General features: G+C 71.5%; 17 protein-coding genes and 1 pseudogene. 9 read left to right on the top strand and 9 right to left on the bottom strand.

Annotated elements, in window-relative coordinates; translation table 11 throughout:
* Positions 1-75 precede the first annotated feature (75 nt).
* Both ABZZ74_RS15770 and ABZZ74_RS15765 read right to left on the bottom strand, forming a co-directional pair.
* A complete protein-coding gene (locus ABZZ74_RS15770; protein ID WP_356765080.1) occupies positions 76-2,397 on the bottom strand; it encodes a GH92 family glycosyl hydrolase in 2,322 nt (773 codons plus the stop codon).
* Between the two features lie 29 nt (positions 2,398-2,426).
* Positions 2,427-5,039 (bottom strand): PA14 domain-containing protein, encoded by a 2,613-nt coding sequence (locus tag ABZZ74_RS15765; RefSeq protein ID WP_356765078.1) that lies wholly within the window; start codon positions 5,037-5,039, stop codon positions 2,427-2,429.
* A gap of 163 nt (positions 5,040-5,202) precedes the next feature.
* Between ABZZ74_RS15765 and ABZZ74_RS15760 the strand changes: the two genes are divergently transcribed.
* Positions 5,203-5,589, top strand: a complete 387-nt coding sequence (locus ABZZ74_RS15760; protein ID WP_356765076.1) for a hypothetical protein — start codon at positions 5,203-5,205, stop codon at positions 5,587-5,589.
* A gap of 12 nt (positions 5,590-5,601) precedes the next feature.
* Here ABZZ74_RS15760 and glgC read toward each other — a convergent pair whose 3' ends face one another.
* The 3 genes from glgC to ABZZ74_RS15745 all read right to left on the bottom strand — a co-directional run bounded on the left by glgC (position 5,602) and on the right by ABZZ74_RS15745 (position 8,851).
* Positions 5,602-6,822, bottom strand: coding sequence for a glucose-1-phosphate adenylyltransferase (glgC, locus tag ABZZ74_RS15755; protein WP_356765074.1), 1,221 nt, complete (start codon positions 6,820-6,822; stop codon positions 5,602-5,604).
* Between the two features lie 81 nt (positions 6,823-6,903).
* On the bottom strand, positions 6,904-8,055 hold the full coding sequence (glgA, locus tag ABZZ74_RS15750) for a glycogen synthase (protein ID WP_356765072.1): 1,152 nt from the start codon (positions 8,053-8,055) through the stop codon (positions 6,904-6,906).
* 37 nt (positions 8,056-8,092) lie between these two features.
* Positions 8,093-8,851, bottom strand: a complete 759-nt coding sequence (locus ABZZ74_RS15745) for a (2Fe-2S)-binding protein (RefSeq protein WP_356765070.1) — start codon at positions 8,849-8,851, stop codon at positions 8,093-8,095.
* Between the two features lie 213 nt (positions 8,852-9,064).
* On the opposite strand from ABZZ74_RS15745, the gene ABZZ74_RS15740 reads away from it, so the two are divergent.
* Complete coding sequence (locus ABZZ74_RS15740) at positions 9,065-10,162, top strand: DMT family transporter (protein ID WP_356765068.1); 1,098 nt, start codon at positions 9,065-9,067, stop codon at positions 10,160-10,162.
* Here the strand turns inward: ABZZ74_RS15740 and ABZZ74_RS15735 are convergent.
* Positions 10,152-11,330 (bottom strand): transglycosylase family protein, encoded by a 1,179-nt coding sequence (locus ABZZ74_RS15735; RefSeq protein ID WP_356765066.1) that lies wholly within the window; start codon positions 11,328-11,330, stop codon positions 10,152-10,154. The two genes, ABZZ74_RS15740 and ABZZ74_RS15735, sit on opposite strands and share 11 nt — an antisense overlap.
* Before the next feature lie 278 nt (positions 11,331-11,608).
* Between ABZZ74_RS15735 and gndA the strand changes: the two genes are divergently transcribed.
* Complete coding sequence (gene gndA, locus ABZZ74_RS15730; RefSeq protein WP_133046521.1) at positions 11,609-13,048, top strand: NADP-dependent phosphogluconate dehydrogenase; 1,440 nt, start codon at positions 11,609-11,611, stop codon at positions 13,046-13,048.
* Between the two features lie 1,213 nt (positions 13,049-14,261).
* Here gndA and ABZZ74_RS15725 read toward each other — a convergent pair.
* Genes ABZZ74_RS15725 through panD form a run of 3 tightly spaced genes read right to left on the bottom strand, consistent with a single transcriptional unit; the run spans position 14,262 to position 15,731 of the window.
* The gene (locus ABZZ74_RS15725; RefSeq protein ID WP_356765064.1) at positions 14,262-14,915 is read right to left on the bottom strand and encodes an aspartate/glutamate racemase family protein; all 654 of its coding nucleotides are present in this window, start codon (positions 14,913-14,915) and stop codon (positions 14,262-14,264) included.
* Positions 14,916-14,920: 5 nt separating this feature from the next.
* Positions 14,921-15,274: a GNAT family N-acetyltransferase gene (locus tag ABZZ74_RS15720; protein ID WP_133046520.1), complete on the bottom strand. Its 354-nt coding sequence runs from the start codon at positions 15,272-15,274 to the stop codon at positions 14,921-14,923.
* 37 nt (positions 15,275-15,311) lie between these two features.
* Positions 15,312-15,731 (bottom strand): aspartate 1-decarboxylase, encoded by a 420-nt coding sequence (gene panD / locus ABZZ74_RS15715; RefSeq protein WP_356765061.1) that lies wholly within the window; start codon positions 15,729-15,731, stop codon positions 15,312-15,314.
* Positions 15,732-16,212: 481 nt separating this feature from the next.
* On the opposite strand from panD, the pseudogene ABZZ74_RS15710 reads away from it, so the two are divergent.
* The 6 genes and pseudogenes from ABZZ74_RS15710 to ABZZ74_RS15685 form a co-directional block, all read left to right on the top strand.
* A pseudogene (locus ABZZ74_RS15710) lies at positions 16,213-17,576 on the top strand (FUSC family protein); the annotation flags it as partial.
* A gap of 660 nt (positions 17,577-18,236) precedes the next feature.
* Positions 18,237-19,715, top strand: coding sequence for a sugar transferase (locus ABZZ74_RS15705; RefSeq protein WP_356765059.1), 1,479 nt, complete (start codon positions 18,237-18,239; stop codon positions 19,713-19,715).
* A 73-nt stretch (positions 19,716-19,788) separates the two neighbouring features.
* Positions 19,789-21,105 (top strand): nucleotide sugar dehydrogenase, encoded by a 1,317-nt coding sequence (locus tag ABZZ74_RS15700; RefSeq protein WP_356765057.1) that lies wholly within the window; start codon positions 19,789-19,791, stop codon positions 21,103-21,105.
* Positions 21,095-22,360, top strand: coding sequence for a glycosyltransferase family 4 protein (locus ABZZ74_RS15695; protein WP_356765055.1), 1,266 nt, complete (start codon positions 21,095-21,097; stop codon positions 22,358-22,360). Before ABZZ74_RS15700 ends, ABZZ74_RS15695 begins: the two co-directional genes overlap by 11 nt.
* Positions 22,357-23,727, top strand: a complete 1,371-nt coding sequence (locus ABZZ74_RS15690) for a Wzz/FepE/Etk N-terminal domain-containing protein (RefSeq protein WP_356765053.1) — start codon at positions 22,357-22,359, stop codon at positions 23,725-23,727. The genes ABZZ74_RS15695 and ABZZ74_RS15690 overlap by 4 nt, the downstream gene beginning before the upstream one ends.
* Complete coding sequence (locus tag ABZZ74_RS15685; RefSeq protein ID WP_356765051.1) at positions 23,724-25,241, top strand: Wzz/FepE/Etk N-terminal domain-containing protein; 1,518 nt, start codon at positions 23,724-23,726, stop codon at positions 25,239-25,241. The genes ABZZ74_RS15690 and ABZZ74_RS15685 overlap by 4 nt, the downstream gene beginning before the upstream one ends.
* Position 25,242: the final 1 nt, after the last annotated feature.

The raw sequence follows: 25,242 nt of genomic DNA, 5'->3' as shown, positions 1-25,242 counted from the left end.
ATCAAGCTACGCTCAGTTAACAGCGGATTAAGTCCCGCCCCTCTGGAAGGGGCGGGACTCAGGAGACACCTGTGGTTACTTCAGCGCGGGGGGCGCCGCCAGGGCCGAGGTACCCCACTCAGACGGGTGCGGGCCGACCGTGAACGACAGCGAGCGCAGGGAGCGCAGGGAGCCGGTCGTCAGGTAGGTCCGGTCGTACGCCTTTCCGTCCGTGCGGGCCGACTGGATGTACCGGTCGGTGCCGGAGGTGCCGGGTGCGGAGATGCTCAGGGCGCCGTGCGGGTAGTAGCGCCGGTCCAGGGTCAGGTCGACCCTGTCGAAGACCGGCGTGGACAGGCCCCAGGTGTCGTAGCCGGGCTGCACCGGGAAGATCCCGATCGACGACAGCACGTTCCAGGCGGACATGGTGCCGAGGTCGTCGTTTCCGGTCATGCCGGTCGGGGTGTCGGTGAAGAGGGTCAGCGCCGCGTGCACGACGTCGGTGGTCTTCCAGGGCTGACCGGTCGACAGATAGGTGTACGGGGCGATGAGGTCGGGCTCGTTCTGCGGGTTGTACTTGTCGGCGTTGTAGTAGTCGTAGGGCCCGTTGACCCACACCTCGCGGGCCGTCCTCGCCGGGTCGGCGAGCAACTGGTCGTAGGCGAAGAAGGAGTCCAGCCGGGCGTTGGCGGCCTGCTCGCCGCCGATCAGGGAGACCATCCCGGGCAGGTCCTGCGGCACCAGCCACTGGTACTGCCAGGACGTGCCCTCGTGGAAGCCCTCGCTCTGCGCCGGGTCGGCCGGGCCGGTGAAGGCGCCGGAGGCGTCACGGGCGCGGAAGAAGCCGGTCGAGGGGTCGAAGATGTTCCGGTAGCTCTGGGCGCGGGCGGCATAGCGGGCCGCGTCCCCCGAATGGCCGAGATCGCGGGCCATTCGGGCCAGCATCGCGTCCGACAGGGCGTACTCCAGGGTCGCCGAGGCCCCGTGGTCGTAGTCCGAGTCGCCGGGCTTCACGTGCGGGCGGCCCTTGGTGTACGGGGCGAACCCGTGGGCGATGTACTCCTTGTTCGCTTCTCTGCCGACCGCCGGGGAGTCCGCCGGCGGCACCCCGTCGGCGTTGCGCTTCAGCGCCCGGTAGGCCCGCTCCTCGTACCCCTTGAGCAGTCCCTGCTGGTAGGCGTTGGTCAGGAACGGGGTGACCGGGTCACCGGTCATGATGTTCGTCTCGACCGTGCCGTAGCCCCACTTGGGCAGCCAGCCGCTCTCCTCGGAGATCTTGATGACCGAGATCGCCATGTCCCGGGCCTCACGCGGCGCGAGCAGGGACAGCAGTTGGGACTGGGTGCGGTAGGTGTCCCACAGGGACCAGTTCTGGTAGTAGGTGAAGCCGTCGGCGCGGTGGATCCGCTGGTCCCAGCCGGTGTAGCGGCCGTCGGCGTCGCTGCCGATGTTGGGCGCGAGGAAGGACCGGTACAGGGACGAGTAGAAGGTCCGCCGCAGGCTGTCGTCGCCGCCCTTGACGCGCACGTCGTCGAGCCGGTCCTCCCAGGCCCGCTCAGCCCCGTGGCGTACGGCGTCGAAGGAACGCCCGCCCTCGGCGCGGAGGTTGACGGCCGCGCCGTGGGCGTCGACGTAGGACAGGGCGGTGGTCGCCTCGACGGTGCGGTCCTTCGTCGTGTCGAAGCGGACGTAGGCGCCGTCCCGGCCGGTCTTCGAGCCCGAGGTCACGGTCGGGCCGTCCCAGGTGCCGTACGCGGTGAAGGGCCGGTCGAAGCGGGTGATCGTGTAGACGGTGTAGGGCTTGGTGTCCTGGCAGAAGCCGCGGCCCGTGATGGCGGTGCGCACGGTGCGGCTGTCGAGGATCTCGACCGTGGAGGAGACGCCGGTGTGCAGCGACTGCGCCGCGTTGAGCAGGACGTTGGCCTTGTCGGTGGCCGGGAAGGTGTAGCGCTGCACACCGGTGCGCCGCGTCGCCGTCAGCTCGGCCCTGATGCCGGTCTTCAGGCCGACCTCGTAGTAGCCGGGGCTCGCCGTCTCGTCGTCGTGGCTGAACTCGGCGGCGTACCGCGCGTAGTCGGTCTCGGTGACGTCACCGGTGGTGGGCAGGACCGGCAGGTCGCCGCCGAGGCCGCAGCCGACGCCCGACAGGTGCACCAGGGAGAAGCCGCGGATGTGGTTCTGGGAGTAGTCGTAGCCGGTGTTGTGGCCGGTGTCGGGTGAGAACTGCACCATGCCGAAGGGCACGGCGGCACCGGGATAGGTGTTGCCCTCGTTCTCGGTGCCGATGAACGGGTTGACCAGGCTGGTCGGTTGAGCGTCGCTCGGCTCGGCGGCCCGGGCGGCGACGGGAGCGGCGAACAGCGCGGACGCCGCCACCACCCCCGCCGTGCACAGGCGCAGGCGCCGGGTCCATCTCATGTCGGGAGTCCTCCGGAAGGGGTAGGGGGTCAGGTGGTCGAGGGGCACCCTGCGGGAACCGCCCTGGAAGCGTCCTGGATCAGGGCCCGCTGCGCGGCGCGCACACGCCGGGCGTCCGGCTTGAGCACCTCGCGGTCGTAGGTGAGCAGGCCGTTGAGCTCGCCCTCGACGTCCGAGATCTGCGTGTAGACCGCGCCGTTGCCGCCCTGGCAGGCGAGAGCGCGCACCTCGGCGAGCTTGGCGAGGTAGTCGTCGGTGTAGGTCGCCGGGTCGACGTCGACGTACGACTGCTGCACGGACCAGGCGTGACCGGGCACCGCCAGCCCCAGGCCGCCGTACTCGCCGCTGACCAGGGCGCGTCGACCGTCCGGGTGGGGTGGCAGGGCGGGGCTGGGATAGCCGTGCTCGTCCATGATGTCGCCGGTGCCGCCGTCGGCCCCGAGGTTCAGCCCCGACATGGAGTTGACCAGCCGGGACGGGTCCCAGGCCTTGGCCTGGTCGGCGATGCGGGCCATGTCGTACTGGCCCCAGCCCTCGTTGAAGGTGACCCACATGACCACCGAGGGGCTGCTGACGTGCTCGTCGATGATCTGCTTCATCTCGCGCTCGAACTCGGCGCGGGCGGCGGGAGACGGGTTCACCCCGGCCGTCATCGCGGGGATGTCCTGCCACACCATCAGACCCAGCCGGTCGGCCCAGTAGAACCAGCGGTCCGGCTCGACCTTGATGTGCTTGCGGACGGCGTTGAAACCGAGCTGCTTGTGCACCTTCAGGTCGTACGCCAGGGCTTCGTCGGTCGGGGCGGTGTAGAGGCCGTCGGGCCAGAAGCCCTGGTCGAGGGTGGCCATCATGAAAACCGGCTTGCCGTTGAGGAGGGTGCGGGGGACGCCGTTCACCTTCTCGACGGAGATCGAGCGCATCCCGAAGTAGCTGCCGACGCGGTCGGCGCCGACGGTGACCTTCAGGCCGTAGAGGAAGGGATCGTCGGGCGACCACAGGTGCGGTCTGTCGAGGGTGAGCGTGAGCGGGCCGCCGGTCCGGCCGCGCGCCGTGGCGACCTCGCGCTTCCCGTCGTACGCCGTCACCGTGATCGGTACGCCGGCGCGCACACCCTGCGCCTCCACCGTCAGCCGGCTCGTCGCGACGTCCGGGACGAGCTTCAGCGCGTCCACGTGGTCGGGCGCCACCGGCTCCATCCACACCGTCTGCCAGATCCCCGAGGTCGGCGTGTACCAGATGCCGCTGGGGTCCAGACGCTGCTTGCCGAGGGGCGGGTTCTCGCCGTCGGCCGCGTCGGTGGGGTCGTACGCGCCGACGATCAGCTCCTGGGTGCGGCCCGGCTTCAGCGCGTCGGTGATGTCGGCACTGAACTTGTCGTAGCCGCCCTGGTGTTCGGTGACCTTGATGCCGTTGACGTAGACCTCGGCCCGCCAGTCGACGGCCCCGAAGTTGAGCCGCAGCCGCTTGCCCGAGCCGATCTTCCAGCCGGCGGGGACCGTGAAGGTGCGGCGGTACCACATGCGGTCCTCGTGCCGTTCCAGGCCGGAGAGCTGGGACTCGACGGGGTACGGGACGAGGATGTGCTCGGCGAGGTTCCTGCCGACCGGCGGCCGCTCCCCCGCCGTCGCCGCGGCGAACTGCCAACGCCCGTTCAGGTTGCGCCAGTCGGCGCGGGTCAGCTGCGGGCGCGGGTACTCGGGGTGGGCGTTGTCCGGGCCGACCTGGTCGGCCCATTTCGTGCGCAGTTCGTGGGTGGAGCGGTTGGGGCCGCTGGACCAGAACGCCTTGACAACGTTGCCGTCCGCGCGGGTGAGGCCGCCGCCGCCGTCGTAGCGGACGTCGGCGGTGCCGCGGGCGGTGCCCGTCTTGTTGCCGACGACGGGCTGGGTCAGCGGGATGAGGAGCGACCTGTCGTCGGACGGGTCCAACGTCGCGTTGCCCAGCGGCCACTTGGCTCCGCCGATCACCGCTTGGAGGTGGTCGGTGAGGCCGGCCGGGGGTGCGGCGAGGGGCTGGGCGAAGTCGAGCTTGAGGGTGCGGCCGGTGGCGAGGACCGTGGTGGCGACGGCGCCGTCGTAGTCGAAGCCGTCGGGCAGCCGGAACGCGGACTGCGGGACGGGCACCTTGGTGCCGCCGGGCTCGGTCCAGCGCAGGTGGAGGTTGGAGCCGCCGTAGTGCTCGAAGTACTCGACCTTGATGTCGTAGGCGCGTCCCGCGGTCAAGTCGACCGGCGTGCCGGTCTGTTCGTTGTCCCAGTCGTCCACCCAGTGGTCGATGACGAGCTGTCCGCCGATCCAGAGGCGGAAGCCGTTGTCGCCGATGATCGAGAAGGTGTGCGGGCCGGTTCTCTCCGGGACGATTTTCCCGGTCCAGCGGACGCTGACGTCGTCGGACCGTCCGGTGGTGAACGCCAGGCGCGGCTCCAGGTTGTCGAAGTCGAGGTTCGGGTCGAAGCCGGTCGCCTTGAGCTCGTCGAAGTCGAAGGCGCCGGGCGCGGACTGGGTGTAGTACTCGCCCTTCAGGCCGTGGACCTCCACCGGGTCGCCGGCGGCGGTCGCGGCGGGGACGGCGGCGAGCCCGGCGATGCCGAGCGCGAGGGCCAGCAGTAACGCGAGTCGGTCTCTGAGGCGTGCCAGGTGCACGGAAAACCTCCATAACAACGTTGTCATGGACAGCAGTTGGCATGACAACACGGATTCCGCATCGCGTCCAGGGACATGACAAGACAGTGCCCCGGTGGCCGGGCCGCGAGAGGGGCGGAGAATGGGACAAGGGGTCGGTCTCTGCGGGAAGAAGGCGAGAGAGATGTCGAAGGTGTCCAGGGAGACAGCCTCCCAGGGAGGCGACTTCGGAATCGTGCTCGACCGGTCCGAGGAGCTGGACGACTACACGGTGGACTTCATCACCTTCCGCGAGAACGTCGATCACACGCCGCTGCTGCGGGGGCTGCCCGACGACCAGTGTCAGTGCCCGCACTGGGGCTATGTCTTCAAGGGGCAGCTGACCTTCCACTACACGGACCGCGACGAGGTCTACGGGGAGGGCGACGCGTACTACGCGCCACCCGGTCACGTCCCCGTGCACACCGCGCCGGGCACCGAGGCCCTGCAGTTCAGCCCGACCCGGGAGGTGCGGCCCACCAGCGAGGCCATCATGAGGAACTTCCAGGCGATGCGGGAGGCCTCCGGCTGAGCCCGCGGCCCGCTACGACACCACCTGCCCCTTCCCGAGGGCGATCACCCCGCCCTTGGAGACGGTGTACAGCTCCGCGTCCCGTTCCGGGTTGACGCCGATCGTCGCGCCCGGCGGCACCTCCACGTTCTTGTCCAGGACCGCCCCGCGCACGATGGCACCGCGCCCGATGTGGACGTTGTCGTGCAGCACCGAGCCCTGCACCACCGCGCCCGGGTCGACCAGGACTCCCGGCGACAGCACGGAGCGGGTGACCTGGCCGCGGATCAGGCAGCCGGCGCTGATGATGGACTCGCTGGCGATGCCGCCCGCGTTGAACCGGGCCGGGGAGAGCTGGTAGGAGTGGGTGTAGATGGGCCACTGCCGGTTGAAGAGGTTGAAGGCGGGCCGCTCGGCGATCAGGTCCATGTGGGCGTCGTAGTACGCGTCGAGGGTGCCCACGTCCCGCCAGTAACCGCGGTCGCGGGTGGTCTCGCCGGGCACGTGGTTGGCGCTGAAGTCGTACAGCTGGGCCTCGCCCCGCTCGGTGAGCTGGGGCAGGATCGAGCCGCCCATGTCGTGCACGGAGTGTTCGTCCTCGGCGTCCCGCTGCAGTGCCTCGATCAGCGCCTTGGTGGTGAAGATGTAGTTGCCCATGGAGGCGAACACGCACTCCGGGTCGTCCGCGAGGCCCGGCGGGTCGGCGGGCTTCTCCAGGAAGCGCTCCACCGTCAGCCCGTCGGAGCCCGGGGTGATCACGCCGAACTGCGAGGACTCCGAGCGCGGCACCCGGATACCGGCCACCGTGACGCCCGCCCCGCTCTCGATGTGCTGGGCGAGCATCTGCCGCGGGTCCATCCGGTAGACGTGGTCGGCGCCGAACACCACCACGTACTCGGGCCGCTCGTCGTAGATCAGGTTCAGCGACTGCAGGATCGCGTCCGCGCTGCCCAGGTACCAGCGCGGGCCGAGCCGCTGCTGGGCCGGGACCGGGGTGACGTAGTTGCCGAGCAGACTGGACATCCGCCAGGTGGTGGTGATGTGCCGGTCCAGCGAGTGCGACTTGTACTGCGTCAGCACACAGATGCGCAGGATGTCGCCGTTGACGAGGTTGGACAGGACGAAGTCGACGAGACGGTACGTCCCGCCGAAGGTGACCGCTGGTTTCGCGCGGTCGGCTGTCAGGGGCATCAGGCGTTTGCCTTCACCGCCCGCAAGGACGATCCCGAGCACCGAAGGTCCGCCACGACGCATGGCCGCTCCCCTCACCGTGGTTGATCCATGCCTGCCCCTGGGCGAGGCGGAGTAAGCCTGTTCGAAGAACTCCCGATGGTTCTATTCCTGTTTGAGGATCTCTTCGTAAAGCCCGACGGTACGGCGGGCGACGGCGTCCCAGCCGAACTCCTCCACCGCGCGCACCCGCCCGGCCTCACCCATCCGCCGGGCCCCTTCAGGATCGCCGATCACCGCGTCCAGTGCCCGCGCGAGGGCCGCCTCGAAGTCGTCGTCCACCTGCACGAGTACCCCGGTTCGGCCGTCGTCCACGACCTCGGGGATGCCGCCCACCCGGGAGGCCACCACCGGCGTGCCGCAGGCCATCGCCTCCAGGTTCACGATGCCGAGGGGCTCGTACACCGACGGGCAGACGAACACCGCCGCATGGGTGAGCAGCTGGATCACCTCCGGCCGCGGCAGCATCTGCGGGATCCAGTGCACGCCCTCGCGGACCCGGCTCAGCTCCTGGTAGAGATCGCGGAACTCCTGGTCGATCTCCGGTGTGTCCGGCGCGCCCGCGCACAGCACCACCTGCGCGGCCGGATCGATGTCCCGCACGGCCCGCAGCAGGTGCGGTACGCCCTTCTGGCGGGTGATCCGTCCGACGAACAGGATGAACGGGCGGGTGCGGTCGAGGCCGATCCGGTCGAGCACGTCGGTGCCGTGGTCGGGGTGGTAGAGCGTGGTGTCGATGCCGTTGTGCACGATGTGGACCTTGGCCGGATCCAGCGTCGGGTAGCACGTGAGGATGTCCTCGCGCATGGCCCCGGACACGGCGATCACGGCGTCGGCGCTCTCGATCGCGGTGCGCTCGGCCCAGCTGGAGAGCGCGTATCCGCCGCCGAGCTGCTCGGCCTTCCAGGGGCGCAGCGGCTCCAGCGAGTGCGCGGTCATCACGTGCGGGACGCCGTACAGCATCTTGGCGAGGTGGCCGCCGAGGTTGGCGTACCAGGTGTGGGAGTGCACCAGCTCGCGGCCTTCGAGACCGGCGGCCATGGCGAGGTCCACGGAGAAGGTGCGCAGCGCGTCGTTGGCGGTGTCCAGGGCGGCCCAGGAGCGGTGGCGTACGACGCCCACCCCGCGGCCCTCGCCCCAGCAGTGCACCTCGAGGTCGACCAGGGAGCTCAACTCCCGGGCGAGGAACTCGACATGGACACCCGCGCCGCCGTACACGTCCGGCGGGTACTCCCGGGTCAGCAGTCCGACTCGCACCCGCAACTCCCTGTTTCGGCGACCGGTTCCTTCATGGTCACCCAGATGAGCCGCGCGCGGAAGAGCGCGGGGCTCGTGTGAAGCAACAGTCGCCGCACACTCCCCCGCCGGGCACCCGGTAGTAGAGGCAGCAGCTGCGGCGCCGGAGGGTGTCGGTGAGCGTGCCGGCCAGAAGGGGGTGGGCGAGGAGAGCGGTGGTGAGAGAACGGGTGCGAGTGGCGGCTTCCTCGTCGCCCCGCACGCGGGCCCAGTGCTCCAGCTGTCGGGCGGTTCCGGCGAGCGCGGAGGCCGCGTTGCCCCGGAGCAGGCCGGGGGCGACGCGGTGGTGGGCGCGCAGGGCCGTGGCGAGCGGTTCGAGGTGGCCGTGCAGCACGACGTCCGCGATCGTCACGGGGTCGGCGGGCAGGGGACGGACCTCGGAGAGCCAGAGGTCGTCGGGGGCGCTCACGCCGGGGTCCCAGCGCAGCAGCCCGGGGGCGAGGTCGGGGATGCGGCCGTAGCGGGCCGCGCACCCAAGGGCGACCGACCAGAACCGGGCGGCGAGCCCCTGCTGGGCCACCGAGGCGGCGATCCGGGGTTCCGGAGCGCGCAGCGCGGCGCCGACCTTCTCCACCCGGAAAGTCAGGGTATTTCCGTACATATCCGAGGCGCGATTTTCGTACGTCTGCGCGAGACTGGGAAGCGGCGCCGCCGGTCCCGCGCCCACGCGCAGGACGAAGAAGCCGCCCAGCGCTTCGAGCGCGGCGAGATCGGGGTCGAGGTCGGGCTCCGGGTCCACGAACAGCAGTAGTACCAAGGCCCCTGGGGGTTCCCCCCAGGGGGTGTCCACCCCGGGTCACCCACCCTGGGGAGGACAGCGCCCGATTCGTACTCCATCGGCAGTAGGACCCATTGGGTGCTCAGGGACGACGACGGGAACAGATCGACAAGGCATCGTGTTCGCTATGAAGGCCGACCGTTCGCCGCGCAGGGGCAACCGCCCCCGCCTCACGCAGAGGAGCAGCTACTCATGAGCGCCCTCGCGTTGTCCGTGATCCTCTCTCTCGTCTCCGCCGTCGCCTACGCCGGCGGGGCGATCGTGCAGGAGCGCGTGGCGGTGACCTCCCCCGGCGAGCAGTACGCGCCGCTGCGCCGGCCCGGCTGGTGGGCCGCGGTGGCGCTGAACGGCCTCGGCGGTCTGCTGCACGTGGCGGCACTGGCCTACGGCCCGCTCAGCCTGGTGCAGCCGCTCGGGGCCCTGACCATCGTGCTGGCGCTGCCGATGGCGGCGCTGTTCGTGGGCCGCAAGGCCGGTTCCACCGCCTGGCGGGGCGCGATCATGGCGACCGTGGGCCTCGCCGGTCTGCTGTCCCTGGTCGGCGCGTCCGACGAGCAGTCGCTGGACACGGCGCAGCGCGTGGCGGTGGCCGCGGTCACCGGCGGCGCGGTCGTGGCCCTCATGATCGCGGGCCGGGCCGCCCACCGGCACCCGGCGGTGCGCAGCATGCTGCTCGCCACCGCGTCCGGCATAGCCTTCGGCATGTCCTCGGTCTTCACCAAGGTCGTCGCGGTCGACTGGACCGGCGGTGTGACGCTCTCGGACGTGCCCTCCCTCGCCGTGATCGGCGTCTTCGCCACGGCCGGACTGCTGCTGTCGCAGGCCTCCTACCGGGGCGCCGGCCTCGCCGCCCCGCTGGCCACGCTCACCGTCGTCAACCCGGTGATAGCGGCCGCGGTCGGCATCACGATGTTCGGCGAGACCTTCCGCTACGGCAGCACCGGCACCGCGCTGGCGCTGAGCTGCGGCGTGGTGGCGGCGGGCGGCCTGATCCTGCTGACGACGGAGCGCATCGCCCGCACCGCCGCCGAGGAGCCCGCGCCGGCCCTGCCCGAGCAGACCGTCACCGGGCCGGTCCCCGCCGAGCTCCCCGAGGAACCGGTGGCCGAACTCCCCGCAGGGATCGTGGTCCCCACGCAGGTGGGCCCCACGTTCCTGGCGGTGGCCTACGTCGAGAACGACGAGGAGACTCCCGACCCGGCCCGCTACCGCTTTTACGGACCCTTCTACGGCGGCTCGTACGTCCCGGCGCCGGCTGCCGACCGGCACCGGGAGCGGGTCAGATCCTGACGCCGCCGGCCCTCAGATACCTCAGAGGGTCGATGTCCGAACCGAAACCGGGCCCCGTCCGCACCTCGAAGTGCAGATGCGGGCCCGTGGCGTTGCCGGTGGCCCCCGAGCGGCCGATGCGCTGGCCCTCGCTCACGCTCTGCCCGGCCCGCACGGAGATCGCCGACAGATGGCCGTACTGGGTGTAGCGGCCGTCCGCGTGCCGGATCACCACCTGGTAGCCGTACGAGCCGCCCCAGCCGGCGGTGACGACCCGGCCCGCCGCGACCGACCGCACCGAGGTGCCGGTGGGGACGGGGAAGTCGACGCCGGTGTGGTAGCCCTTCGACCACGAGGAGCCGGCCACGTGATAGCCGGTGCCGATGGGCCCGCCCACCGGGGCGATCAGGGAGTGGTGACGGGTGGTGGTCCGCTTCTCCTCGGTGGCCGGAGCGGCCTCCTTCGTCGACGACTTCGTCGACGCGGTGTGCGTGGTGGGCGCCTTGGCCCGCAGGTCGAGCCGCTGGCCCGGCAGGATGAGGTCGGGGTCGGACCCGATGGTCCGGCGGTTGGCCGCGTACAGCCGCTGCCAACCGCCGCGTACGTGCTGGGTGTCGGCGATCTCGGAGAGGCTGTCGCCGCGCACCACGGTGTACATCTCGGCCGTGCCCGCCCTCGACTGGGGCGTGGACTCGGGCTGGACGTCCCGCACGGACGTCTTCTTCGTGGTCGACGTCTGCTCGGTGGACGTCTGGTGGGTGGACGTCCGGTGGGTCGACGTGCCGTCGGTGTGCAGGTCCGGGGTGTCCCCGCCGCGCGTCAGCCCGGCCTGGACCGAGCACACGGGCCAGGCACGCGGCCCCTGTCCCCGAAGTACCTTCTCCGCGACGGCTATCTGCTGGTCCTTGGTGGCCAGATCCGCGCGCCCGGCGTACACCGTGCCGCCGTAGGCCTCCCAGGTGGACTGGGTGAACTGCAGCCCGCCGTAGAAGCCGTTGCCGGTGTTGATGCTCCAGTTGCCGGAGGACTCGCAGGCGGCGACCTTGTTCCAGGTGGACACGTCGGCCGCGTGCGCGGTGCCGGCGCCGATCAGCGGGATCGCCATGCCCGCGCCGGAGGCGGTGACGGTGAGTGAGGCTCGGTTGATCCTGTTCGGCTGATACCGGCGGTGCCGACCGCGTACGGCCATGGAGATCCCCCTCGACATGCGTCAGGAGGGCCAAAAGTAAGCGTGCCGAACAGGCCATGACAAGACGGCAATCGGCCGCCCTGTCCCGCAAGGAATCAGGAATAGACGGCAGTTGCACAGTGGCTGAGACAGGCGGGGCCCGTCGTGCGTATCTGCCTGCGGCACACCGGGCGACCCGGACATGCGCTCGGCGTACCGGCACGTCAGGATGGTCGGTGGGGCGATACTGACGGGCACGAACGGCACCACCGATACCGGATCCTCAAGGAGCCAACCGAATGAGCAACACAGCCCAGATCGGCGTCACGGGACTCGCGGTCATGGGCCGCAATCTCGCCCGCAACTTCGCGCGCAACGGCTACACGGTCGCTCTGCACAACCGGACGGCCGCGCGTACGCACGCCCTGGTGGAGGAGTTCGGGAACGAGGGCGACTTCATCGCGGCCGAGACCGCCAAGGAGTTCGTGGCGGCGCTGGAGCGGCCGCGGCGGCTGGTCATCATGGTCAAGGCGGGCGAGCCGACCGACGCGGTGATCCATGAGTTCGCGCCGCTCCTGGAGCCCGGCGACATGATCATCGACGGCGGCAACGCGCACTTCGCGGACACCCGGCGCCGGGAGCGCGAACTGCGCGAGCAGGGCATCCACTTCGTGGGCATGGGCGTCTCCGGCGGCGAGGAGGGCGCGCTGAACGGCCCGAGCATCATGCCGGGCGGCCCGAAGGAGTCGTACGACTCGCTCGGCCCGATGCTGGAGAAGATCTCCGCGAAGGCCAAGGACGGCGCTCCCTGTGTGACCCATGTCGGTCCTGACGGCGCCGGGCACTTCGTGAAGATGGTCCACAACGGCATCGAGTACGCCGACATGCAGCTGATCGGTGAGGCCTACCAGTTGCTGCGCGACGTCGCCGGCTACTCCCCCGCGCAGATCGCGGAGATCTTCCGCACCTGGAACACCGGGCGCCTCGACTCCTACCTCATCGAGATCACGGCCGAGGTGCTGTCCCACGTGGACGCGGCGACGGGCAAGCCGTTCGTGGACGTGGTCGTCGACCAGGCCGAGCAGAAGGGCACGGGCCGCTGGACGGTCCAGATCGCCCTGGACCTGGGCGTGCCGGTGTCCGGCATCGCGGAGGCGGTCTTCGCCCGCTCCCTGTCCGGTCACGCGGCGCTGCGCGAGGCCTCGCGCGGTCTGGCCGGCCCGAAGGCGCAGACGCTGGGCGAGTCGGAGGCGGCGGCCTTCGCGGACCGGGTCGAGCAGGCGCTGTACGCCTCGAAGATCGTCTCCTACACGCAGGGCTTCCACGAGATCGCGGCGGCCCGCGAGGAGTACGACTGGGACATCGACCTGGGTGCCGTGTCGGCGATCTGGCGCGGCGGCTGCATCATCCGGGCGGCCTTCCTGGACCGCATCCGCGCCGCGTACGACGCCCGCGCGGACCTGCCGAGCCTGCTGTCGGACGAGACCTTCGCCCAGGAGATCGCGGCCGCCCAGGACGACTGGCGCGAGGTCCTGGTCGCCGCGACGCGCCAGGGCGTCCCGACCCCGGGCTTCGCCGCGGCCCTCGCCTACTACGACGCCCTGCGCGCCGAGCGCCTGCCCGCGGCCCTCACCCAGGGCCAGCGCGACTTCTTCGGCGCCCACACCTACCGGCGCACCGACCAGGACGGCTCGTTCCACACGCTGTGGGGCGGGGACCGCTCGGAGGTCTCCGCGTAACGGAGGACGGCACAAGGCGGCGGGCGGCCCGAGCGGCCGCCCGCCGTCGTTTGTGGACCACCGGTTCAGGTCAACGGCGGTCCCGGCTCCGGACTCGGTACCGGTTCCGGGCCCGGGGGCACCGGGGACGGATCCGGTGGCGGGGTCGGTGTCGGTGGGGAGGGCGGCTGCGGGGGCGGGGTGGGTTCCGGGCCCGGGGGTGGCTGCGGGGTGGGGACCGGGGAGGGGTACGGGTCAGGGGGTTGCGGGTCCGGGCCCGGCACGGGGGTGGGCGGAGTGGGGTCGGGATACGGCTCGGTCATGGCGCCCTCCGGCCAGTCGGTCGACGTCGGCTCTGGACTCTTCCCCACGTACCCGACGAACGTCTCCCCACTCACTCCCCCGAGCGCCCTCCCCGAGCCGACCGGCCCCGGCCACCGGACCCCCGCTTCAGCGCCGGCTCCCTGAGCGCCGCCCAGGTGCCCTTCAGCACGCTCCCGACCCCGACGCGCGGCGCGCATGAGGCCGTCGACCTCGAAGCACACCGTCTCCTCGTCGCCGCCCCCGGTCCACGACCTCGTCACACCCGCGGGCCCTGTCGCCCCCCGACCGCCCGCACACCCACCGCCAGCCCACGGCGCGGGCTACACAGCACCGGGACCGGGCTCGTCGCCAAGGACTCTGCCGAGACCATCGAACCCTGGGCCAGGACAATCACGTCCGCCTCAGCGACGGAGTCGACCACGGCGACCACCAGCCGGACGCCCGCCCCTCGCCGACCCTCGGTCTACCACCTCGTCACACCCACGGGTCCTGTCGCCCCCCGACCGCCCGCGCCCCCGCCGCCAGCCCCCGGCCCGGGCTGCACAACACCCGGGGCCAGGGCCTTCTCCAAGGACTCTGCCGAGACCATCGAACCCTGGGCCAGGACAACCGCGTCCGCCTCAGCGACGGAGTCGACCACGGCGACCACCAGTCGGACGCCCGCCCGTCGCCACCCCCAGTCCACGACCAAGTCACACCCGCCGGAACGGTCGCCCCCCGACCGCCCGCGAACCCGCCGCCAGCCCCGGCCCGGGCTGCACAACACCCGGGGCCAGGGCCTTCTCCAAGGACTCTGCCGAGACCGTCGAACCCTGGGCCAGGACAACCGCGTCGGCCTCAGCGACGGAGTCGACCGCGGCGACCACGTGCCGGACGCCCGCCCGTCGCCGCCCCTCGGTCTACCACGTCGTCACACCCACGGGTCCTGTCGCCCCACGACCGCTCGCGCCCCCGCCGCCAGTCCACGGCGCGGGCTGGACAGGGTCGGGATCGGGGTCGTCGACAGGTCTTCCGCGGCGGCCATCGAGCCCTGGGCCAGGACGATCGCGTCGGCCTCGGTGACACGGTCGACCGCGGTGGCGACGAGTGTCGCGCAGCCCTCGGTGTCGCCCGCCGCGAAGCGGTCCCAGGCGCCCTCGACCAGCCGCGTCCGCACCGCGGCGGTACGGCCGGAAAGTGCCGCCTCCTCCTCGATCAGGGACACCGTCGGGCCGAGCGTGCTCTCGACGGTGGCGAGGACGACGATCCGCGGTCCGGCCGCCACGGCGGCGGCCGCCATCGGACGGTCCGAGCGCAGGACCGGCACCCCGGCACCGGCCCCCGCCGCCTCCGCGACTGCGCCGATCGTCGAGCAGGTGCACAGCACGGCCCGGGCCCCGTCGGCGACCGCCCTGCCGACGGCCGCCCGCACCTCGTCCGCCACCGCCTCCGGGCCCTCGCGGCGGGCCCGGGCCAGCAGTTCCTCGTCGACCAGGTGCCGCAGTGCGAGACCGGGGTGGTGCTCGTCGCGCAGTGCCTCGAAGACGGGGACGTGGGCGGGCGAGGTGTGCAGGAGGGCGAGCATGCCGTTCAGAACCGGCCGGGGTGCGCGCGCAGCCAGTCCCGCGCCGCGCGCAGCAGCTCGGGGTCGGCCGCCGGGGCCTGGTCGGGGTGGCGCTCGGCCCACTTCACGACGTACGGGCACAGGGGGGCGACCACGACGCCCTCGCGCTCGGCGATGGCGTACAACTCGCGGGCGAGGGAGCCCGCGATGCCCTTCCCCTCGTGGGCCGGCTCCACGATCGTGTGGACGGGGACCAGGGCGCGCCCCGGCGATTCGAGGACGAAGTACTCGATGTGGCCGACGACTTCGCCGTCCGTCCCGTCACCGATCGCCTCCAGGCGGCCCGCCGCCCGGTCGTCGCGGATCTCGATGTCGCTCATGGGCACGCTCCTGGTCCGAAGGACGAGTGATCGGTGATCAGGCCGGTACGGCCTGCGGGCTGCGCTCCTGGTCCGAGCCCGGCACCGGCTCGGACGGGTCGGCGCCCAGGGCCACGATGCGGTTGTCGCGGTCCACGTGCACCACCCGGGGTTCGAAGGCCCGTGCCTCGGCGTCGTCCAGCTGAGCGTAACTGATGATGATCACCAGGTCTCCGGGATGGACGAGATGGGCGGCGGCACCGTTGATCCCGATCACGCCCGAGCCGCGCTCGCCCTCGATGACGTACGTCTCCAGGCGCGCCCCGTTGGTGATGTCGACGATGTGCACGAGCTCGCCGGGCAACAGGTCGGCCGCGTCGAGCAGTTCGGCGTCGATGGTCACCGATCCCACGTAGTGCAGGTCGGCCTGGGTGACCGTGGCGCGATGGATCTTGGACTTGAACATGGTGCGCAGCATTCGGAACTCCCTGAACTCGGCTCCCTGCCTGCTTCTCGCAGGTCAAGGGCTGTTCTTCAGCCTACAGCGGCTCTCCCGCGGGTCGTCCGCGCCGGCGGGCGTGACCAGCGTAGGGACGGGGGACCCGGCACGCAGCGAGATCCCGGTCACGTCGGACGGCGCCTCATCGGGACGCCATCAGCGTCCGCGGGCGTGGCGGAAGAGGCGTTGTCCGAGCCATGCGGACTGCTTGTGACCTGTGCGTGGGGAGACGTCCGAGTGGCCCGCGACAGCCGACGTGCCCGTCCCTCCCGGATCAGCACGTCGTTCGGAGCCATGGTCCGGCGTTGCCCGTGCTCCGCCAGACGTGCTGTCTGCTCCTCCGTGAGGCGCGCGGCCCCTGCCGCATGGTCAGCCCCGCACTGGAGAAGGTCGCCACCGATCTCGCGGGTCCGGGCTCCGCCCGCCTCTGCGGGCCGCTCCACCTGGAACAGGTGGACGGTCGGCCACCGACGTGCTGGATGCGGCCGCCCGTTCGATCCGCCGAGGTGCGGCCCGAGAGCACCGACGTCCTGCGCGTCGACGAGGAGCACGAGGTGCTGGAGGGCCCCGCGCGGCAAGCCGCCGAGCGACTGGTGGAACTGCTCGGCGAGGCGTTGGAGATCGCCGGGAGCGGCTGCGCGCGGGGGAGGACGCCCACGCCTCCCGGCCCCGCCGACGCCCGGTTCTTGGTGCGCCCGACCATGCTCCGGCTGGTCCCGGTCGTCGTCCGGGCGGTTCGTCGTGAACTCCGGCGGGACTCACCTGCGTTCCGGCACGCGGTCCGCCTGGCGGCCGTGGCCACGCTCGGCTATCTGATCGCCGCCCGGCTACCCCTGGGCCACGGCTACTGGGCGCCCATCGCCTCGGTGATGGTGATGCGGCCGGACTTCCACCGGACGTACGCGCGTGCGGTGGCCCGTCTCGCCGGGACCCCGGCGGGGGTCGCGCTCGCCACCGGCGTGGTGCGGGCCCTGGGCCCGGACGCCCAGGTGTCCGGCGCGCTGACGGTGGTCTCGGCGGGCCTGTCGTACACGCTGAACCGTACCGGCTACGCCTACTCCCAGTGCCTCACCGCCGCGTACGTCGTCTTCCTGCTGGGCATGGGCGGCCAGGCATGGGAGCAGACGGTCCCGGAGCGGGTGGTGCTCACCCTGCTCGGCGGGGCCCTGGCGATGCTGGCGTACGTGGTGTTCCCCGCATGGGAGACCCCCCGGCTGCCGGGCCGGCTCGCGGACTGGCTCGCCGCCAACGGCCGCTACGCGGCCGCGGTGCTCCGCGACTACGCAGAACCGAGGCGGGAGCATCACGCCGACATGCGCCGGGCGCTGCTGGAGAGCAGGGAGGCACGCGCCGCCTGGCAGGAGGCATACGACCGGGCAAGACAGGAACCGGTCCGCCCCAGGGGTCTGATGTCGCGGGAGGCGCAGGAGGCACAGGAGGGGCTCAAGGGGTTCGGCCGCGCGGGATGCTCATGCAGAGCCACGTCCCGCGAACCGACAGCCGGGTCGTTCCCGAGGCGGAGCGGTTCGCCGAGGCCCTGGAGGCGGACACCGCGAAGGCGGCGGTCGCCGTGCGCGAGCACAGGAATCCGCACTGGGGACGCCTGGCGGAGGCGCTCCACACGTGGGAGGACGCCGCCGACAAGGGGAGCCAGGTCGTGCGGCGCGAGGCGGAACTGGAAAAACGGGCCTTGGAGGACCTCGCCACAGCCGTGAGCCGCACCCCCTGGAACGGGACGTCGGCTCTGCTCGCGAGGAGCAGCGGGTGCGGGCGCCCCTGGTTGAGGAAGGCAACGGATCAGGGCCCGCGCATCGGGGCGAGTGACGGCGCTGTCCAGCCACGCATCATGCCTTCCGAGCAGGGCGATGGGCGGCGCAGGGCTCTGACCTGTGGAGAAACTCCCGATCTGTCTGCTTCCTACCTGCTCAGCGCAGGTCAAGGGCGGTCCTCGGCAAGTACAACGAGTCACGCGTCCGGTCAGCCGCCGCTCATGTTCGCTGGAGCACACGGTGCCATCAGGCCACACGAGGCCGGTCACCACCGGAAGAAACAAGGCTGAAATGTTCAACACAAATTACACACATCCTCTCTTCACACCGGTTCCCATGGTCTAGATTGACCTTGCTTCGGCGGTTCGGACACAAAGGCGACCGTTAGTGGGTCCATTGGTCCGGGCTGCGGAAAGCCGTCAACGCGTCCTCGGCGCCAGACGTAGCGGTGATCGATTCTCGGAACCCGGGGGGCTTGGGTTCCGAGAGCGGCCGAGGTGTCAGGGGGTTCCAGCGCGCGTCGAGAGGCCGGCAGAGCATGCGACTGCGCTGCCGCGAAGGTGAGTTGCTCGAGTAGCGCTGAATCAGCCGGACGTCGTGCGGACAGGGGGCGGGGGCCTCCTAGGGGAGGAACAGCACGGGGGGTGGGGGCCTCCCGGGGGGAGGAACAGTGTTGGGCGAACACGTCGAACCATTGCGGAACCTGGGGGGTTCTGTGCGTCAAGGGGGAGTAGTCAACTCGTTTCCGCCGGCACGCCAGCAGGTGCCGAACGGGACCATGGGACAGCCCGCCGTGGCATGGGAACAGCGGTACCGCCGTGCCGTGATCAGCAGCGACACCGCGGCCACGTTCGTCGTGGTGACGGCGATAGGCCAGTTCTTCGGGGCCCGGGACGCGGCCAACTGGCACGAGAAATGGGGGATTCTCGCGTTCGGCACCGAGCTGCTGGTGCTGGGTGCGCTCGCGGTGGGCCGCGCGTGGGCTCCCGCCGTGCTCGGCCAGGGCGCCGAGGAGTTCCGCCGGCTCGGCCGGTCGCTGTTCGCGGCGACCGTCGTCCTGGCGCTCGGCGGGATCGCCCTGACCTCGCGCAACATCAAGCTCTGGATCTTCGTCGCGATCCCCGCGATCGCGGTGGTCACCATGATCGCGCGCTATCTGCTGCGCCTCTGGCTGCACAAACAGCGCAAGGAAGGCCGGTGCCTGAGACCGGTGCTCGCAGCCGGGAGCCCAGCCACCGTGCACGACCTGATCACCCGCACCCGCAAGTTCCCGCATCTTGGTTGGCGGGTGGACGGGGTGTGCACGACGGACGGTTCCGAGATCGGCGGCGACCACCTGGACGGAGTGCCGATCGTCGGCCGGCTGTCGGACGTGGCGCAGCGCGTCCGCCGCGACGGCTACCGCGTCGTCGCGGTCACGCCCGACGCCCACTGGTCACCGGACCGGCTGCAACGGCTGGCCTGGAACCTCGAGGGCAGCGACGCCGAGATGGTCGTGGCCCCGGTGCTGATGGAGGTGGCCGGCCCGCGGCTGCACGTCGACGCGGTGCTCGGCATCCCCCTGCTGCGGGTCAGCATGCCGACCTTCACCGGAGGCCGCCGGGCGGTCAAAGCGGTCGTGGACAGGGTTGGCGCAACCATTCTTCTGCTGCTGTTCGCCCCGCTGATGACGCTGGTTGCACTGCTCGTGGTGCTGGACAGCCGGGGTGGGGCGTTCTACCGCCAGCGCAGGGTCGGCAAGGACGGCCGCGAGTTCACCATCCTCAAGTTCCGCACGATGGTCACCGGGGCCCACGCGGCACGTGCCGAACTGGCCGAGCTCAACGAGGGCGCGGGGCTGCTGTTCAAGGTCCGCCGGGATCCGCGGGTCACCCGGGTGGGATCGGTGTTGCGCCGGTACTCGATCGACGAACTCCCGCAGCTGTTCAACGTACTCACCGGATCGATGTCGCTCGTCGGTCCCAGGCCGCCGCTGCCGGAGGAGTCCGCCGCCTACGGCCCGGACATCCGGCGACGGCTGCTGGTCAAGCCCGGACTCACCGGCCTGTGGCAGATCAGCGGACGCAGCGACCTGCCGTGGGAGGAGGCGGTCCGCCTCGACCTGCGGTACGTGGAGGACTGGTCGCTCGCCCTGGACACAGTGATCTTGTGGAAGACACTGCGTGCGGTGCTGCACGGGCAGGGGGCCTACTGATGCGCGGGGAGCGTCATCCGGCCGGTGTGCCGAACGCAGGCCACAAGGGCCTGCCTGGGGGGAGGAACGGGTCATGAAGGTCAGCGTTTTCGGGCTCGGCTACGTGGGCTGCGTGTCGGCCGCGTGCCTGGCCAGCATGGGGCACGAGGTAGTCGGGGTGGACGTGAGCCAGGTGAAGGTAGACCTGGTCAACGACGGCAAGGCCCCGGTGGTCGAGGAGCGGATCGGCGAACTGACCGCCGAGGTCGTACGGACCGGCGCGCTGCGCGCCACCACCGACGTCCGCGAGGCGATCATGGACAGCGAGATATCGCTGGTCTGTGTGGGTACGCCGTCGGAGCCCAACGGCAGCCTGTGCACCACGTACCTGGAGCGGGTCACCGAGCAGATCGGTGCGGCGCTGGCCGAGCGGGGCGGGCGGCACACCGTCGTGTTCCGCAGCACCATGCTCCCGGGCACCTGCCTGAACCTGCTCGTGCCGATCCTGGAGAAGTACGTCGGCGGCACGGCCGGGGTGGACGTCGGGGTCGCGGTCAACCCGGAGTTCCTGCGCGAGGGCACGAGCGTGCGGGACTTCTTCGACCCGCCCAAGACCGTCATCGGCGAGCTCGACACGGCGAGCGGTGACGCCGTACTGGCGCTGTACGAGGGCCTGCCCGGCGAGGTGTTCCGGGTGCCGGTCCCGACGGCCGAGGCGATCAAGTACGCGGACAACGCCTTCCACGGCCTCAAGATCGGCTTCGCGAACGAACTGGGCGCGGTGTGCCAGGCGCTCGGGGTCGACTCGCACCAGGTGATGGACGTGTTCCTGGCCGACCGCAAGCTGAACATCAGCCCCGCCTACCTGCGCCCCGGCTTCGCCTTCGGCGGCTCCTGCCTGCCCAAGGACCTGCGCAGCCTGGTGTACGCGGCGCAGCGGGCCGACGTGTCGGTGCCGATCCTCTCCCATGTGCTGCCCTCCAACTCCGATCATCTGCAGCGCGCGGTCGACATGGTCGAGCGCACCGGCAAGCGCCGGGTGGGCCTGTTCGGGCTGTCCTTCAAGCCCGGCACCGACGACCTCCGTGAGAGCCCGCTCGTCGAGCTGGCCGAGAGGCTCCACGGCAAGGGCTACGACCTGCGGATCCACGACGCCAACGTGAGCCTGTCCCGGCTGATCGGCGCCAACCGCGAGTACATCGAGACCCGGCTGCCGCACCTCGCGCAGCTGCTCGCCGACTCCGTCGACGACGTCCTCGAACACGCCGAGGTGTGCCTGGTCGGGACCAAGGACCCGGCCGTGCTGTCGGCACTCCCCCACGGCGACGGCCCGCTGATCGTCGACCTCGTCCGCCTTCCCGACGCCGACGTGCGCCGGACCGAACCGGGATACATGGGCCTTGCTTGGTAACGCAGTCGGCGGTGACGGGTCGAGCCCGCGCGCGCTGATCCTGGTGGAGAACCTGTCGGTGCCGTTCGACCGGCGGGTGTGGCAGGAGTGCACGACGCTACGCGACGCCGGCTGGGAGGTGCACGTCATCTGCCCGCAGGGCAGCAAACGCGACACCGAGGCCGAGGCCGAGATCGACGGGGTGCGGATCCACCGCTACCCGTTGCGCGCGGCCACCGGAGGACCGGCCGGCTATCTGCGGGAGTACGGATCGGCGCTGTGGCACACGGCCCGGCTCGCCCGCAAGGTGGGCCCGGTCGACGTCGTCCACGCCTGCAACCCGCCCGACCTGCTCTTCCTGCCCGCGCTGTGGCTGAAGCGGCGCGGTGCGCGGTTCGTCTTCGACCAGCACGACCTGGTGCCCGAGCTGTATCTCTCCCGGTTCGACCGCGGCGAGGACCTGCTCTACCGCGCGGTGTGCGCGCTGGAGCGGCGGACCTACCGGACCGCGGACATCGTGCTGGCCACCAACGAGAGCTACCGGGACGTCGCGATGCGCCGTGGCGGCAAGCACCCGGAGGACGTCTTCGTGGTGCGCAGCGCGCCCCAGGTCGAGCGGTTCCAACCGGTCGCGCCCGAGCCGGAGTTGAAGCGCGGCAAGCCCCATCTGCTGTGCTACCTCGGCGTGATGGGCCCGCAGGACGGAGTCGACTACGCCCTGCGCGCCCTCGCGAAGCTGCGCGACGAGCTCGGGCGGACCGACTGGCACGCGGTGTTCGTCGGCTCCGGCGACGCCTTCGACGCGATGGTGGAGCTGTCCCGGGAGCTCGGCCTGACCGAGCAGGTGCAGTTCACCGGACGCATTCCGGACGCCGACCTGGTGCGCTACCTGTCCACCGCGGACGTGTGCCTCTCCCCCGACCCGCGCAATCCGCTGAACGACGTGTCGACCATGAACAAGGTCCTGGAGTACATGGCGATGGGCCGGGCGATCGTCTCCTTCGACCTGAAGGAGGCGCGCGTGTCGGCCGGTGACGCCGCCGTCTACGCGCCCGCCAACGACGAGGCCCAGTTCGCCAAGCTGATCACGGTGTTGCTGGACGACCCGGAGAAGCGGGCCCGGATGGGCGGCATCGGCCAGGAGCGGATCAGCGGTCCGCTGTCGTGGCGCAACTCGCAAGCTTCGCTTCTCGCCGCCTACGCCGCCGCGAGGCGCGATCGAACCCCCCAGTCGGCGGGCGACCCGGTCCGCACAAGGAAGAGGCAGCGGCGTTGAACGAAGACACGATCCGCCTAGTCACGATCTGGCGGATACTCCGCCGGCGTTGGCGGCTTCTCGCCGCCTTCGCCGTGGTGGGCGCACTCATCGGCTACGGCACCTCCCTGGTGGTGTTCCCGCCGCGGTACACGGCGTCGGCACCGGTCCTGCTGCCGGGGCAGTGGGAGGAGCGCGAGCTGCTGACCCAGGTGGACATCGCCACCAGTTCGGCGGTGCTCGACCGCACCGCCGCCGCTCTGCACTGGTCCGGTGTCAGCGGCAGGACGCTGCAGGACCGGGTGACCGCCAAGGCGGCCGACGGGAACATCATCAAGATCTCCGGCACGTCCGACACCCCGAAGCGCGCGCAGCGTCTCTCCGACCAGGTGGCCCGGCAGTTCGTCGCCTTCGCCGACGGAGTCGCGGGCGGCAGCACCGATTCGACGGCGGCCTCGGGGACCGCGGCCCTGCGCAAGCAGGTCGCGGAGACCAACCGCCGCATCACCGAACTGGCCAAGGCGGCCGACCCGGGACAGACGGTGGAGAGCGTGCAGGCCCGCACCGAGCTCGAGCAGCTGCGCACCTCGCTGGAGGAGGCCATGCAGAAGCTCGACCAGGCCGACCCGTCGAACAACAAGGCGGGCATGGTCGTCATGGGCGCGGCCCCCCGCCCGACCGGTGAGGCGCCGCCCACGCGGGTGCAGCTCATCGCCGGTGGGGCGCTGCTGTTCTTCCTGATCGCCCTCATCGGTCATCTCGTCGCGATACGGATGAACCGCCGGCTGCGCACCGAACCGGAGATCGCCGCGGCGCTGGGCTCGACGCTCCTCGGCACCGTCGACGTGCCCACGGAACAGTCGGCGCACCGGCCGGAGGGCGGGGGCGCACGCGCCCGCGTCCGCCGCGTCCTCGGCATGGACGCGCGGTGGGACATGCCCGCCCCGCAGAAGTCCGGAGACCAGGCCGCCGGCCGGCTCCGCTACCGGCGGGTGTGCGCCCGTCTGAAGGAGCGGCTGCCGGGAGCCCAGAAGGTGCTGGTCCTCGTACCGGACGGCGACGAGACCGCCCGCCGGGCCGCGGGGCAGCTCGCCGCCGAGGCCAAGAACGGTCTCCAACTGCGCGTGGTGGAGGTCTCGGTGGACCGGCCGACCGTGCCGGACCGCGATGCCGAGTCCGGCGCCCTGGTCGTCCTCAGCGCCGGCAGCTGGACCGCGGAGGAACTCGCCGGCATCGCCGAGGCGTGCGCGGACGCCCGGCACGAGGTCGTGGGCATCGTCGTCGCCGGCCTGGTCCTGGCCCGCCCCACGCGCTCGGGGAGCCAGCTCCCCGACGACGCCACCCTGACGCTCGCGGTGCCCGGCCACGGAACGGGAGGTTCAGCGTGACGACGAACACGCCGTCGGAGTCGACGGCCGCCGCCCCGCTCCTCGATCTGCAGTCCCTGGTGGTGTCGGTGCGCAGGCGCCGGCGCCTGTGGAGCGCCATGGCCCTGGTCGGCCTGGTGCTCGGGGCCGCGGTGGCCGTCCTGATGCCGCCGCCCCCGAGCGCGGTGACCAAGGTGCTGGTCGCGCACGAGGAGGACCAGCCGAACGACCCCGGAACCCTGATCCGTACCGACGTGGCGCTGCTGCAGACCACACGAATCGCCGATGCCGCCCTGAAGGCCCTGAAGTCCTCGGAGACTCCGGAGGCCTTCATGAAGGACTACAGCGGCGCCGGTCTGACCAACAACCTGCTGCAGATCACCGTGACGGGTGCCGACGACACGGACGCCAAGGCCCGCGCCAAGGCGCTGGCCGACGCGTTCGTCGCGGACCATGTGCGGCGGATCCAGGCGACCTCGAACGCCGAGGCCAAGGCCCTGCTCAGCCAGCGGGACCGGCTGCGGGACGAACTCGCCCAGGTCAACAAGGCGATCGGGGACGGATCCACGACGGCCGGCACCAAGTCGGCGGACCTGGAGTCGCTCTTCGCCCGCCGCGCCGACCTCACCTCGAAGATCACCGATTTCGGCGAGCGGGCCGCGGAGGCGAGCGTCGGCACGCCCCAGCTCATCGCCGGCACACAGGTCGTGGACGCCCCGCACGCCGTGCGGCACTCCCTGCCCAAGGCCGCCGCCACCGACGCCGCGATCGGGCTCGTCCTCGGTCTCGTCCTCGGGCTCGCGGTGTCCGCGGTCGGCGTGGTGGTGGCGGACCGCCCCGTGCTGCGCCGGGACATCGCGGCGAACCTCGGCGCCTCCGTCATCGCGGAGCTGCCGGCCCGGTCGCCCAGGGTGTGGCGCCGCCGACGGAACCGGGCGGCACGCGAACGCCTCACCGGGACCCTGGCGCGCACCGTGCGCGGCTCCGAGGAAGGGGTGTCGCTGCTGGAACTGGGCAGTGCGCGCAGCACGGTCGGGCTCGCCCTGGACCTCGCCAGGTCACTGGCAGCGGACGGGCCGGTCGTCCTCATCGACGGTCTGCCCGGCTCCCAGCTCTCCGGCCGCCGGCAGAAGCCGGGAGACCCGACCGTCCTCACCGGCGAGCGTGCCGGGACCCGGCCGCCCGAGGAGCGCGCGCTCGGCGTCGGCTCGGTGGCGCCCGGCACGGCGTGGACGGACCTGCAGTACCTCGGCACGCAGACCGTGCTGGTCGTGCGGGCCGGGCACGGAAACGCCGCCTGGCTGCACACCGTGGCGCGGCAGCTGGCCGACCAGCGGATCGCGGTGATCGGCGTGGTGCTGATCGACCCCGATCCGCGCGACCGGACCGACGGCACGCTCTGGGACGGACTGCACACCGCCCTGCGCGGTCAGAACGACCGGTCCGCCCGGCAGAACGGGATCGGCCGGCACCGGCCGGACCGCCAGCCGATGTGGGCCGCACGGGTCTCGGACAGCGAGCAGGAGGCGCGGTAGG

The sequence above is a fragment of the Streptomyces sp. NPDC006476 genome, from assembly GCF_040612015.1.
Lineage (GTDB): Bacteria > Actinomycetota > Actinomycetes > Streptomycetales > Streptomycetaceae > Streptomyces > Streptomyces griseorubiginosus_B.
This window is presented reverse-complemented; position numbering and strand designations above follow the sequence as displayed.